11 protein-coding genes are annotated in these 12929 nt (G+C 55.0%); 5 read left to right on the plus strand and 6 right to left on the minus strand.

Annotated features, from left to right (window positions below; translation table 11 throughout):
• Positions 1 to 3: 3 nt before the first annotated feature.
• The 6 genes from KSF73_15260 to KSF73_15285 form a co-directional block, all read right to left on the minus strand.
• Entirely contained in the window at positions 4 to 171 is a 168-nt protein-coding gene (locus KSF73_15260; GenBank protein MBV1777077.1) for a cbb3-type cytochrome c oxidase subunit 3, read from the minus strand.
• 9 nt (positions 172 to 180) lie between these two features.
• On the minus strand, positions 181 to 795 hold the full coding sequence (ccoO, locus tag KSF73_15265) for a cytochrome-c oxidase, cbb3-type subunit II (GenBank protein ID MBV1777078.1): 615 nt from the start codon (positions 793 to 795) through the stop codon (positions 181 to 183).
• Between the two features lie 16 nt (positions 796 to 811).
• Complete coding sequence (ccoN, locus tag KSF73_15270) at positions 812 to 2263, minus strand: cytochrome-c oxidase, cbb3-type subunit I (protein ID MBV1777079.1); 1452 nt, start codon at positions 2261 to 2263, stop codon at positions 812 to 814.
• A 507-nt stretch (positions 2264 to 2770) separates the two neighbouring features.
• The gene (gene ccoS / locus KSF73_15275) at positions 2771 to 2932 is read right to left on the minus strand and encodes a cbb3-type cytochrome oxidase assembly protein CcoS (GenBank protein MBV1777080.1); all 162 of its coding nucleotides are present in this window, start codon (positions 2930 to 2932) and stop codon (positions 2771 to 2773) included.
• A 9-nt stretch (positions 2933 to 2941) separates the two neighbouring features.
• Positions 2942 to 5401 carry a cadmium-translocating P-type ATPase gene (gene cadA / locus KSF73_15280; protein MBV1777081.1) on the minus strand — a complete coding sequence of 820 codons (2460 nt, stop codon included), beginning with the start codon at positions 5399 to 5401 and terminating at the stop codon, positions 2942 to 2944.
• 70 nt (positions 5402 to 5471) lie between these two features.
• Positions 5472 to 6356, minus strand: a complete 885-nt coding sequence (locus KSF73_15285) for a chemotaxis protein CheR (GenBank protein MBV1777082.1) — start codon at positions 6354 to 6356, stop codon at positions 5472 to 5474.
• 408 nt (positions 6357 to 6764) lie between these two features.
• Between KSF73_15285 and KSF73_15290 the strand changes: the two genes are divergently transcribed.
• The 5 genes from KSF73_15290 (at position 6765) to KSF73_15310 (ending at position 12881) form a co-directional block, all read left to right on the plus strand.
• Positions 6765 to 8549: an acyl-CoA dehydrogenase C-terminal domain-containing protein gene (locus KSF73_15290; protein MBV1777083.1), complete on the plus strand. Its 1785-nt coding sequence runs from the start codon at positions 6765 to 6767 to the stop codon at positions 8547 to 8549.
• 314 nt (positions 8550 to 8863) lie between these two features.
• Positions 8864 to 9100 (plus strand): exodeoxyribonuclease VII small subunit, encoded by a 237-nt coding sequence (locus tag KSF73_15295; protein ID MBV1777084.1) that lies wholly within the window; start codon positions 8864 to 8866, stop codon positions 9098 to 9100.
• A 3-nt stretch (positions 9101 to 9103) separates the two neighbouring features.
• Positions 9104 to 9994: a polyprenyl synthetase family protein gene (locus tag KSF73_15300; GenBank protein MBV1777085.1), complete on the plus strand. Its 891-nt coding sequence runs from the start codon at positions 9104 to 9106 to the stop codon at positions 9992 to 9994.
• A gap of 35 nt (positions 9995 to 10029) precedes the next feature.
• A complete protein-coding gene (dxs, locus tag KSF73_15305; GenBank protein MBV1777086.1) occupies positions 10030 to 11874 on the plus strand; it encodes a 1-deoxy-D-xylulose-5-phosphate synthase in 1845 nt (614 codons plus the stop codon).
• 200 nt (positions 11875 to 12074) lie between these two features.
• Positions 12075 to 12881 carry a GTP cyclohydrolase I FolE2 gene (locus tag KSF73_15310; protein ID MBV1777087.1) on the plus strand — a complete coding sequence of 269 codons (807 nt, stop codon included), beginning with the start codon at positions 12075 to 12077 and terminating at the stop codon, positions 12879 to 12881.
• Positions 12882 to 12929: the final 48 nt, after the last annotated feature.

Raw genomic sequence — 12929 nt, forward strand, 5'->3', positions numbered from 1 at the left:
CATTTACTCCTTTGACGTAGGCACGGTGTTGTCGTCGTCATCCAGCATGCGCTGGGCGGCTTCTTCAAACCGTGCTTTGGTCGATTTTCCGTAAGCCCAGATCAGGATCAGTAGAAAGCTCACGAAGCCTGCCACTGTTACTGCAATCCGGACGATATCGGTTGTATCCATGGTCGCGTCCTAGCGCATGGTTCCCAGTGCTTTGCCCAGCCCTTGCAGGTAGGCAACCACTGCATCCAGTTCGGTCTTACCGTCAGCTTCAGCCACTGCACCAGCGATATCTGCATCGGTGTAGGGGACGCCAACAGTACGCAGAGCCTTCATCTTGGTTGGCAAGATGGCAGCATCGACCTTATTGGCAGCAAGCCACGGGAACGCTGGCATGATCGATTCCGGCACAACATCTCGCGGATTGATCAGGTGGGCACGTTGCCACTCGTCAGAGTAGCGGCCACCCACACGGGCAAGATCCGGACCGGTACGCTTGGAACCCCATTGGAACGGGTGGTCGTATACCGACTCGCCGCCCACGGAGTAGTGACCGTAGCGTTCTGTTTCGGCACGGAACGGACGAATCATCTGCGAATGGCAGACATAGCAGCCTTCGCGGATGTAAACGTCACGGCCAGCCAGTTGCAGTGCGCTGTAAGGCTTTACACCTTCAATGGGCTGCGTCACGGACTTGGAGAACACCAGCGGCAGAATTTCTACCAGCATGGCCACGGAGATCACCATGAACGTAAAGACGATCAGGTAACCCACATGTTCTTCGATCAGTTTCTGAATTTTTTCCATCATGATGGTCTGCTCCTTAGTGGGCCGCTTGTGGCGCCGGAATCGGGGCATCCACAGCCTTGCCTTGACCGATGGTGCGGGCGACGTTGTATGCCATCAGCAGCATGCCAACCAGATACATTGCACCACCCAGTACGCGGATCATGAAGTAAGGCATGCTTGCCTTGACGCTATCGATAAACGCATAGGTCAGCGTACCGTCAGCATTGGTTGCGCGCCACATCAGACCTTGGGTCACACCGGCAATCCACATCGACGCGATGTAGAGCACCACGCCAATCGTTGCAATCCAGAAGTGAGCTTCGATCAGGGAAACCGAGTACATCTTTTCACGGCCAAACAGGCGCGGGATCAGGTAGTAGATGGAACCGATAGAAATCATGGCCACCCAGCCCAGGGCGCCGGAGTGAACGTGACCAATCGTCCAGTCTGTGTAGTGCGACAGCGCATTCACAGTCTTGATGGACATCATCGGGCCTTCGAAGGTGGACATACCGTAGAAGGACAGCGCGCAGATCATGAACTTAAGGATCGGGTCGGTGCGCAGCTTATGCCATGCGCCGGACAGGGTCATGATACCGTTGATCATGCCGCCCCAGCTTGGAGCCAGCAGAATCAGGGAGAACACCATGCCGAGTGACTGGGTCCAGTCAGGCAGTGCGGTGTAGTGCAGATGGTGAGGACCGGCCCACATGTAAGTGAACACCAGCGCCCAGAAGTGCACCACGGACAGGCGGTAGGAATATACCGGACGACCTGCTTGCTTCGGCACGAAGTAATACATCATGCCGAGGAAGGCGGCTGTCAGGAAGAAGCCCACAGCATTGTGACCGTACCACCATTGCACCATTGCATCCACTGCACCTGCGTACACGGAGTAGGACTTGAATGCCGACACCGGGATAAAGGCGCTGTTAACAATGTGCAGCAGGGCAACGGCCAGAATGAACGCACCGTAGAACCAGTTTGCCACGTAGATGTGCTTGATCTTGCGGGTTGCGATCGTGCCGAAGAACACGATTGCATAGCACACCCAGGTCACGGCGATGGCCAGTTTGATTGGCCATTCCAGTTCGGCGTATTCCTTACCGAAGGTAATACCCAGCGGCAAAGTAACAGCGGCCGATACGATGATCAGCTGCCACGCCCAGAAGGTAAACTCGGCAAGTGGCCCGCAGAACAGGCGCACGCCGGAGGTGCGTTGCACAACATAGTACGACGTTGCGAACAGCGCACAGCCACCGAAGGCAAAGATCACTGCATTGGTATGCAGCGGACGCAGACGGCCGAAATGGAACCATGGACCGAAATTCAGTTCAGGCCATGCCATCTGGGCGGCGATAATCACGCCGACCAGCATGCCGACGATCCCCCACACCACGGTCATCACTGCGAACTTCCGCACGATCCCGTAGTTGTAGGTTTCCGTTCCCGAGGTATCGGGACCAAGCACAGAAGTGGCTTGCATGGAAGTCTCCAAGATTGAACAAAAATCACTTTGGCTACCGGAATCCGGTAACCGGGCTATGTCTTTTATTGCTTGGCGGGCTTGAAACACCAGACCACCAGTCAACAATAGCGAACAACGATGACACTTTACTGAGCGTTTGCGCTACTCCGCTTGATGTGAATCAAGTCCAGACGAGGTAGGGCAGGGTGCGTATCCTTTTCGCGGCAGCGTTTATGCGCTGGTTGCATGAGGTAACACCGGAATGGGCAATGTGCTGCAAAGCACAAAATTTTAGCGCCTTTTCTCTGCCCGGAGCAATCATGAAAGACGTGCAAAGCCAAGCTGGCTGCGGACTTGCTCATCTAATTCTCTGACATTGGTTATAGTCGCAAATGTCAAAGTTGTTAATGAACAAATACTTGGCGTGTGATTAATTCGTGAAGATGGCGCGGCAGGCTTCCGCGAAGCGCTTGTGAAAAATTTAGTTGTACACGTGTTGTATATTGATTTTCCGCAAAATTGGCATTATTCCTGCGGCGGCCTGGGATCGTCATCATCTTGCAGGATGCGATGGGCAGGCCCTTCCAAATCATCGAATTGTCCGCTGCGTGTGGCCCACCAGAAAAGCAAAGCGGCGCCGCCAGCAACTAGCAGTGAAATGGGGATAAGAATGTAAAGGCTTTCCATACCTTACCTTTAAGTGAGCTGACGGCTGGTCGTGTGCTTAACGGGAGGCGCAAGTCGGATCGCATTCATCACCACCAGTAGCGAACTGAGTGCCATACCCAGGCTGGCCAGCCAAGGCGTAATCCAACCTGCCATTGCAACAGGAAGGGCAATCGCATTATATAGAACCGCCCAAATTAGATTCTGACGGATGACTTGGCGAGACTTGCGAGCCAGCTGCAAGGCATCTGTAATCATGCCGATACTGCCAGACAGTACGGCATCTCCTGCGGCTTGTGCAGTTTCAGTGCCGGTGCCGATGGCAATGGAAGTATCGGCAGCGGCAAGCACCGGCGCATCGTTGATGCCGTCACCCACCATGAGCACCACGCGACCGTCGTGCTGCAGCCCTTGTACGTAGGCAAGTTTGTCGTCCGGCGTGGCACGCGCTCGCACGTGATCAATGCCCATTGTGGCAGCGAGCTTTGCTACTGCCCCTTCGCTATCACCACTGAGCAAATGTACGCGAAGACCTTGTTGCTTCAATTGCATGATGAGTGCAGGGGTCTCCTGGCGAGCCGTATCCCCAAGGGCAAAGGCAGCAATCCATTCCGATGATGTCCCCAGATAGACGACTGTAGCGTCACTCATCCAATCCGAAAAGGGAAAGGCTGCAGTGCAGGTGGGTGCGACAAATTGAAATGTTCCAAGGCGATAGACAGCACCATCGATGGTGGCCGAAACGCCGCTCCCCGGAATATTGCTAAAGTCTTGCGCATGGAGCGTGGCGGGAGGCGCATGTTGACGAATCGCGTGCGCAATCGGATGCTCCGATGCGGACTCAAGGATTGCAGCCAACTCATGCGCGTATGCCTGGGTGATGCCGGCTCGGACGGAAATCGACTGGATGGCAAGCTTGCCTTCGGTGAGCGTACCGGTCTTGTCGAATACGATGTCGGTCACGCGGGGCAGAGTATCAAGTGTGTGTCCGCGCGTGATTAACAGACCTAGACGTGCCATGTGGCCTGTTGCTGCCGTCATGGCAGCCGGGGTGGCGAGCGAAAGCGCGCACGGGCAGGAGATGACGAGCACGGCAACCGTGATTGGCAAGGCACGATCCGGGTCGATTTGATACCACAAAGCGAAAGTGGCGATTGCAGCCAGCAGTAGCAGCCCAACAAACCATGCTGCAACCTTATCCGCCAAGATTGCTGCTCGCGGCTTTTCGGCGAGCGCTTTATCCAGTAGGCGGACAATTCCGGCCAGGCGCGTGGATTCTCCGGTTCGTTCTATTCGGACAACTAAAGGCGCATCCTGATTCAGTGTACCTCCGGTCACCTCTGCGCCAGCCGACTTATCAATTGGCCGAGCTTCTCCGGTCATCAAGGACTCATCAGCATGACTGGCGCCCTCTAGCACAACGCCATCAGCCGGAAAGGACTCACCCGGCTTGACTAGAATCGTATCGCCGGCAAGTAGACGCGCGACCGGTGTTGCTTCAGTCTCACTTGACCCAGGCCATCGCACAAAGCGATGCGCGAATGCCGGCATCAGTTTGACGAGTGATTCTGCCGCCTCACCTGCGCGCCTGCGTGCAACACCTTCCAGATAACGGCCACCCAGCAGTAGAAAGACAAACATTGACACGGAGTCGTAGTAAATGGCGCCATGTCCGGTCCAGTTGGCGTACACACTTGCGATAAAGGCTGCCAGTACGCCAACGACGACGGGCACATCCATGCCTGCGCGCCCCGCTTTCAGGTCGCGCCACGCACCCTGATAAAATGGCAGGCAGGAATAGAACACCACGGGCAGCGTCAGCACGCAACTTGCCCATTGCATGAGCTGTTCCATTGCAGGCGTGATGGTTTCAGGGTCTGCCATGTAAATTGGCACCGCATACATCATCACCTGCATCATCGACAGACCGGCAATCCATAGTCGCGTAAGGGACTTTTTGCGGGCGGCTTCATGCAATTGCTGGCTTTTGCCCGGATCGTAGGGATGGGCGCGATAGCCGATGGCGGCAATTTGCTCCAGAACAGTAGAGAGCTGAATGCGACCATTATCCCAGCGCAGGCGGGCACGGTGAGTGGTGTAATTGATGCTGATTTCAAGCACACCGGGTAGGCGACTAATGTGACGCTCATTTAACCAGATACAGGCTGCGCAGGTAATGCCTTCAAGGATTAGTGCCGCTTCACGCACATGATCGGCATCAACATGAACAAAGCTGGCTTGTAACTCGGGGGTGTCAAAGAGCTTGAGCGAGGCTTGCAGCTCATCGGGTAGCGCCTCCGCGCGACCGGCAGGCGCTTCTCGGCTTTCGTAATACGAATCCAGTCCTGCATCGATAATGGTTTTGGCGACGGCCTGACATCCTGTGCAGCAGGTCGCGTATTCGGCTTTGCGCCAGCTGACCGGATAGCGTGCCGGGTTCAGATCATCGGGGGCGACAGATTCGCCGCAATGAAAGCAAGTCGTGTTCATGGGGCGGCATTCTAACTGGGAAATGCCGCAGAAGATTTGCGTTGGCGCAATCCGATTGCGTCAAGGCTGATTATTTTGGGGCATTAGCGAGTTTGTAAACCGTTTTGCCTACGAGTGAAAACAGGTGGTTGGCTTGGTACAAGTTTTCCGAATGCCCGACAAATAGCAATCCATGAGGTTTCAGCATGGGCATAAAACGCTGCAGAATATTCAATTGTGTCTGACGGTCAAAGTAGATCATGACATTCCGGCAGAAAATGGCATCCAGCGGACCCCGAACTTGCCAGGTTGCATCGATCAGGTTTTGTCTGCGGAAGGTAATCAGGCTTCGCAGCTCCTGCTTGACCTGAAATTGCCCGTCGGGAAGCACATTGAAGAAGCGCTGCTTTTGCGCGGGTGTAATCTTTTCGAAGCGATCGGCTGGGTAGATGCCTGCTTCCGCAATCTTGAGTACATTGGTATCTAGATCGGTCGCGACGATACGGACATTGGGACGTAATGTATCGAAGGCTTCGCAAGCGGTCATCGCCAGTGTGTAGGGTTCTTCCCCGGTACTGGATGCAGCACACCAGATATTCAGTTGACCATCGCCCTTGTGTGCTTTCAGCAAGTCTGCGAGCACAGGGAAGTGGTGACCTTCACGAAAGAAGGAGGTGAGATTGGTGGTTAGCGAATTAATAAAGGCTTCCCACTCTGCCGCATTTCCACGCTCCAGCATGCTCAGATAATCGGCAAAGGAAGCCAGCTTATGGTGGCGCAGTCGCTTTGCCAGCCGACCGTAAACCATATCCTGCTTGCCGTCACTTAGCGCAATCCCCGCATAGTCGTAAATCATTTTTTTCACCCGATCAAAATCCTGATCGGTGAATTTGAATTCACGAGAGGTCGGGGGAAGAGGGGCGAGCGGAGGAATCTGCAGGCTCGTTAATTTGGGGGGATTATGCTGATCACTCATGGTGCTTTGATCATAGCAAGCAAGAAGAGGTGCGCAAGCGCTGCAAGCGATCATGGCATGTTGCTGGACGAGTGGTATTCGCCAGCCATTCCTTTGCCGCATGCAGTTATGACACGCCCTACTTCATGCAACGAGTCGACAGGCGGCAAACGGTTCAGGCTCGATTTGATGCAAACATGCAATTTGCATGAAATCTATGCCTGGCGCCGCGTTCCGTGGCATTTATACTACGGAGCAAGTGCTTGATTTGTATTGAAATGAGGCATCTGAGGAGGTGAATCTCAATAAATCGGTTAAACGATTGTTTGAAAAACGCATCATTGCTGATACGATTGTCCCATGAACTTGCTGGATGACGGGTCAGTAAGCGTCAAACCCCATCCAGAGTCGATTACAGAGGAGATGTGCATGGCTACGTATCGCGCCCCATTGCGGGATATGCAATTTGTACTGCATGAACTTCTGCAGGTTGAGCAGACGCTGGCGACTTTGCCAGGTCATGAAGAAGTCAACCGTGATCTGATCGACTCGGTACTGGAAGAAGCAGCAAAGTTTGCCGAAGGCGTGCTGTTCCCCCTCAATCGCAGTGGTGATGAGGAAGGTTGCACACTGAAAGACGGCGTGGTGACTACGCCCAAGGGTTTCAAGGAAGCCTATCAGCAGTTCTGCGAGGGCGGCTGGACCGGTCTGGATTGCGATCCGGAATATGGTGGTCAGGGCCTGCCGAAGACGCTGAGTTTTCCGGTTTCGGAAATGAATATCGCCTGCAATATGGCGTGGTCGATGTATCCGGGTCTGAGCCACGGTGCATATGCAGCCATCCATGCTCATGGCTCGCCAGAGCAGAAGGCAACCTATCTGCCGAAGCTGGTAGATGGCACCTGGACAGGCACCATGTGCCTGACCGAGCCGCACTGCGGTACGGATCTCGGACTGCTGAAAACCCGTGCTGAAGCAGCAGGGGATGGTAGCTACAAGATTACCGGCACCAAGATTTTCATTTCGTCGGGTGAGCACGAGATGAGCGATAACATCATTCACTTGGTGCTTGCGCGTTTGCCGGACTCACCCAAGGATATCAAGGGCATTTCGCTGTTTATTGTGCCCAAATTCAAGCTCGATGCTGAAGGCAACGTGGCTGAGCGCAATGCGGTGAGCTGCGGCTCGCTGGAGCACAAGATGGGCATCAAGGCGAATGCCACTTGTGTGATGAATTTCGATGGCGCGACTGGCTATCTCATCGGTGAAGTGAACAAGGGCATGAGCTGTATGTTCACCATGATGAATGCGGCGCGTCTAGGGGTTGGCCAGCAGGGTCTGGCCATCAACGAAGTAGCGTATCAAAGCGCCCTGCAGTACGCAAAAGACCGCCTGCAAATGCGAGGCATGAATGGTGCAGTTCAGCCAGAAAAACCAGCTGATCCGATCATCGTGCATCCGGATGTGCGCCGCATGTTGCTGACGATGAAGGCTTACGCAGAGGCTGGTCGTGCATTGTCGACCTGGCTGGCTGTGTTGCTGGATGTTGAAGAACGCTCGACGGATGCCGAAGCGCGTCAGGATGCGGCTGATCTGGTTGCGCTGCTGATTCCGGTAGCCAAGGCTTTCCTGACTGATAACGGGTTTGAAGCGGCTAATCACGGTGTTCAGGTGTATGGCGGCCACGGTTTCATACGTGAGTGGGGCATGGAGCAGTTTGTGCGCGATGCGCGGATTGCCCTGCTGTATGAAGGCACCAATGGCATTCAGGCACTGGATCTAATGGGTCGCAAGGTGCTGCTGGATCAAGGTGCCAAGCTTCGTAAATTTACTAAGCTGGTGCACAAGTTCTGCGAAGCCAATCGCGACGTAGACGGTATGAGCGAGTTTGTGACACCACTGGCTGCACTGCTGAAGCAGGTGGGCGATGTGACGATGAAGATCGGCATGGCTGCCATGAAGAACAAGGATGAGGCGGGTGCTGCGGCAAGCGACTACCTGCGTCTGATCGGGCATCTGGTGTTTGGCTGGTTCTGGGCACGCATGGCGCTGATTGCGCTGGGTAAGTCTGACGAGCCGTTCTATCAGGCCAAGCTGGCAACAGCACGTTTTTACTTCGCCAGAGTCATGCCCGAAACGCATGCACTGGCAGCCAAGATTGCAGGTGGCGCAGCGCCCCTGATGGCACTGGACGCGGAGTTTTTCGCGTTCTGATTTAACGAATCTCCACCGCCGGCGCGGTAGGCACGTCGTCCTTCGGGATCCAGTGCGTCGACGGTTTTTGGGAACTTGCCAGATTTTGTTCGGGCAGGTTTGACGGTGTGGTTCTGCCTACACTTGGGTACTTGGCGCTCCGGAGCAATCCGGGGCGCATTTTTTTTCGAGAGTTTTGCCCGATTCTCTGAAGGAAGAAGTATCTGCCGGAAACGAAAATTCAACGCATCGCGTTGGAGCAAGGTAAAATCCGGCCTTTGAGAACATGGGCAATGCACTAAGCGGCCCATAAAATCGGTTTAGTGGAGGCATGCATGGCAAAACAGCCTGCACCAAAGAGTTTCGAAACCGCGCTGTCCGAGCTGGAAACCTTGATCGCCGATATGGAACGTGGCGAGATGACGCTAGATGCGTCGCTATCTGCCTACCAGCGGGGCGGTGAACTGGTGCGCTATTGTCAGGGGCAGCTGGAAGCAGCGGAACGCCAGGTAGAAGTGCTAGATGGCGACATGCTCAAGCCGCTCGATACCGCACCTGCTCAGGAGTCGTAAAGGATGCAAGATTTCAAGACCTGGTCGTTTGCCATTCAAAACCAGATGGAAATGACGCTGGGTGCAGTATTGCCTCCGGCCGATCACGTGCCGCAGCGACTGCATGCGGCCATGCGATACGCCGTATTGGGTGGCGGCAAGCGTGTGCGGCCGCTGCTGGTATTTGCTGCGGGTGAAGTGGTGGATGCACCTGTCGAACGGATGCAGTATGCAGGTGCGGCGGTTGAACTGATCCACGCCTATTCGCTGGTACACGATGATCTGCCCTGCATGGATGATGATGTGCTGCGCCGTGGCAAGCCAACCGTACATATCGAGTACGATGAAGCGACTGCCCTGCTGGCAGGGGATGCCTTGCAGACTGCCGCATTTGAAGTGCTGTCAGGTCATCCGGTTGCCGATCGCGCTGAAGATCATGTCCGCATGCTGCAGGTGCTGGCCAATGCCTCTGGCGCGGCTGGCATGGCAGGCGGGCAGGCCATCGATCTGGCTTCTGTCGGGCTGCCGCTGACATTGCCCGAACTGGAGCACATGCACATCCTGAAGACTGGTGCACTGATTCGTGCATCGGTGCTGCTGGGTAGCTATTGCGGCACACCACTGGACACAGATGCACGCCAGCGTCTGGATCGCTTTGCCAAGCTCGTTGGGCTCGCTTTTCAGGTGGTCGACGATATTCTGGATGTGGAAGCGGATTCCGCGACGCTGGGCAAAACGGCAGGCAAGGATGCAGCCAACGACAAGCCAACCTACGTGTCGCTCATGGGCTTGAAGGATGCCAAAGCCCGCGCCAGAGAACTGGAAGAAGAGGCACTGGATTGCCTCACAGTCTTTGGTGACAAGGCGCAGCGACTGCGCGAACTGGCACATTATATTGTTCACCGGGCCAATTAAGCCTAGGTTAACCACGCAAGCGAATTTGAATACCCATGGCATACCCCTTACTTGATACCGTTCATACGCCTGCAGACCTGCGCAAGCTTGATCTGCCCAAGCTCAAGCAACTGGCGGACGAACTGCGTGCGTTTTTGCTGGAATCCATCAGCCAGACCGGCGGCCACTTTGCCTCCAATCTGGGGACGGTCGAGCTGACTATCGCGCTTCATTACGTCTTTGATACGCCGGAAGACAGGCTGGTGTGGGACGTGGGTCACCAGACTTATGCGCACAAAACCCTGACCGGTCGCCGCGAGCGTATGAATACCATGCGCAAGTACGGTGGGCTGGCTGGTTTCCCCAAACGTGATGAGAGTCCTTACGACACGTTTGGCGTGGGTCATAGCTCCACCAGTATCGGTGCTGCGCATGGTATGGCAGAGGCTGCACGAATCAAGGGCGAATCGCGCCGCGCAGTTGCCATCATCGGCGATGGTGCAATGACGGCGGGACAGGCATTTGAAGCACTGAATCATGCCGGTGATAAGACCTCCAACGTGCTGGTGATCCTGAACGACAACGAGATGTCGATTTCGCCGAACGTGGGTGCATTCAACAGCTATCTCGCCAAATTGCTGAGCGGCAAGTTCTATCAGGGCTTCCGGAATACCGGCTCCAAGGTGCTGGAAGGCATCAAGCCACTGCACGAACTGGTTCGCCGCAGCGAAGAGCACGTAAAGGGCTTGTTTACGCCTTCCACGCTGTTTGAAGAGTTCGGATTTCAGTATGTGGGGCCGATTGACGGTCACAATCTGGAATCGCTGATTACCACGCTGCAGAATCTCAAGGCTCTGGATGGTCCGCAGTTCCTGCATATCGTCACCAAGAAGGGGCAGGGCTACAAACTCGCAGTGGACGATCCGGTCAAGTATCACGCCGTGACACCATTTACACCAGCAGATGGTATGGCTGCCAAGGCCGCTAGCAAGCCGACCTACACCCAGATTTTCGGGCAATGGCTGTGTGATATGGCCGAGATCGAGCCCGCACTGGTCGGCATTACGCCAGCGATGCGCGAGGGTTCCGGTCTTGTTGAGTTCGAACGCCGCTTCCCTGATCGTTATTACGATGTCGGGATTGCAGAGCAGAACGCCGTCACCTTTGCTGCTGGCCTTGCCTGCGAAGGGCTGCGTCCGGTCGTGGCCATCTATTCCACCTTCCTGCAGCGTGCATATGACCAGCTGGTGCATGATGTTGCGTTGCAGAATCTGCCGGTCGTTTTTGCGATTGATCGCGCTGGCCTCGTGGGGGCCGATGGTCCGACACATGCGGGCAGCTTCGACATCAGCTTCCTGCGCTGTATCCCCAATATGGCCGTGATGACACCAGCCGACGAGAACGAATGCCGGCAGATGCTCTATACAGCCGCCACCTTGCGTCAGCCCGTTGCCGTGCGCTATCCGCGTGGTACAGGGCCGGGTGTAGCAGTCGAAAAGGCGTTTACTGCCGTTCCGTATGGCAAGGGCGAAATCCGTAGGCAAGGCGAGCGCGTGGCGATTCTGGCGTTTGGTTCGATGCTTGCACCAGCATTGCAGGCTGGCGAAACACTAAACGCAACGGTAGCCAACATGCGCTGGGTGAAGCCGCTTGATGAAGCACTCGTGCTAGAGCTGGCCGAGTCTCATGATCTGCTTGTGACCATTGAAGAAAATGCCGTCATGGGCGGTGCGGGAAGTGCCGTACTAGAGGCAATGCAGGCTGCCGGTGTGCTGAAACGCGTGATTCAGCTGGGTCTGCCGGATCGCTATGTCGATCATGGAGATCCAGCCCGCCAACTGGCTGAATGCGGTCTGGATGCAGACGGTATCATTGCGGCAGTGCGAAAAGTTCGCAACTGACCCGATCGATGGATACTTGAAAAATTGATCAATCGACACCATTAATCAATTCAATCACGTTAGCGCTGATATTTGTTTAGACTAACGTCCATTGAACAAGTCAATTTGAATAGGAAACGCGCCGATTCGACAGGGTCGGCGTAATTCGCAAGATGCCATGCTCGCGCTCGTGGGCATGGGTTTCCCCACAGGAAGTTTTCATGACTGCGCCTCACCCCGTTTCACCGGCCATTGCAGACGTACAGAATACGCCGGACACTCGCAACATTGCGATCAACAAAGTCGGTATCAAGTCGATCCGTCACCCGGTCAGCGTGGCTGACCGTGCCGATGGCGTGCAGCATACGGTTGCTACCTTTGATATGTACGTGTTTCTGCCCAAGGACTTCAAGGGCACGCACATGTCGCGTTTTGTGCAGATTCTGAATAGTCACGAAAAGGAAATTTCGGTCGGATCCTTCGAGCAGATTGCCCGCGAGATGGTCGAGAAGCTGGAAGCGACTTCTGGCTATCTGGAAATGCGTTTCCCGTTCTTTGTGAACAAATCCGCGCCGGTATCAGGCGTGAAAAGCCTGATGGATTACGAGGTCGCGCTGATTGGCGAGATCAAGGATGGCGTGTTTTCGCAGAGCGTGCGCGTATTGGTACCGGTGACCAGCCTGTGCCCATGTTCGAAGAAGATTTCAGCGTATGGTGCGCATAACCAGCGTTCGCACGTGACCATTACTGCACGTATCAATCAGCAAATCTGGATTGAGGAAATTATCCGTCTGGTTGAAGAGGAAGCGTCGTGCGAACTGTTTGGTTTGCTGAAGCGTCCTGATGAAAAGTATGTTACCGAACGTGCTTACGACAATCCGAAGTTTGTCGAAGATATGGTTCGCGATGTGGCCGCCCGGCTAGATGCCGAAACCCGCATCGATGCGTATGTGGTGGAAGCTGAAAATTTCGAGTCCATCCACAATCACTCTGCCTACGCACTGATCGAGCGTGATAAGCAAGTGTAATAATTGCAGGTGCATGGATACAACAAAAAGACCACTTGAGCAGTGGTC

It is taken from the genome of Burkholderiaceae bacterium DAT-1 (assembly GCA_019084025.1).
GTDB lineage: Bacteria > Pseudomonadota > Gammaproteobacteria > Burkholderiales > Chitinimonadaceae > DAT-1.

What these genes read in the sequence shown, in the direction of transcription:
- KSF73_15285 (MBV1777082.1), bottom strand. Translation starts at nt 6,356, where the DNA reads ATGAGTGATCAGCATAATCCCCCCAAATTAACGAGCCTGCAGATTCCT.
- KSF73_15295 (MBV1777084.1), top strand. Translation starts at nt 8,864, where the DNA reads ATGGCAAAACAGCCTGCACCAAAGAGTTTCGAAACCGCGCTGTCCGAG.
- ccoO (MBV1777078.1), bottom strand. Translation starts at nt 795, where the DNA reads ATGGAAAAAATTCAGAAACTGATCGAAGAACATGTGGGTTACCTGATC.
- KSF73_15310 (MBV1777087.1), top strand. Translation starts at nt 12,075, where the DNA reads ATGACTGCGCCTCACCCCGTTTCACCGGCCATTGCAGACGTACAGAAT.
- cadA (MBV1777081.1), bottom strand. Translation starts at nt 5,401, where the DNA reads ATGAACACGACTTGCTTTCATTGCGGCGAATCTGTCGCCCCCGATGAT.
- ccoS (MBV1777080.1), bottom strand. Translation starts at nt 2,932, where the DNA reads ATGGAAAGCCTTTACATTCTTATCCCCATTTCACTGCTAGTTGCTGGC.
- KSF73_15300 (MBV1777085.1), top strand. Translation starts at nt 9,104, where the DNA reads ATGCAAGATTTCAAGACCTGGTCGTTTGCCATTCAAAACCAGATGGAA.
- KSF73_15260 (MBV1777077.1), bottom strand. Translation starts at nt 171, where the DNA reads ATGGATACAACCGATATCGTCCGGATTGCAGTAACAGTGGCAGGCTTC.
- dxs (MBV1777086.1), top strand. Translation starts at nt 10,030, where the DNA reads ATGGCATACCCCTTACTTGATACCGTTCATACGCCTGCAGACCTGCGC.
- ccoN (MBV1777079.1), bottom strand. Translation starts at nt 2,263, where the DNA reads ATGCAAGCCACTTCTGTGCTTGGTCCCGATACCTCGGGAACGGAAACC.
- KSF73_15290 (MBV1777083.1), top strand. Translation starts at nt 6,765, where the DNA reads ATGGCTACGTATCGCGCCCCATTGCGGGATATGCAATTTGTACTGCAT.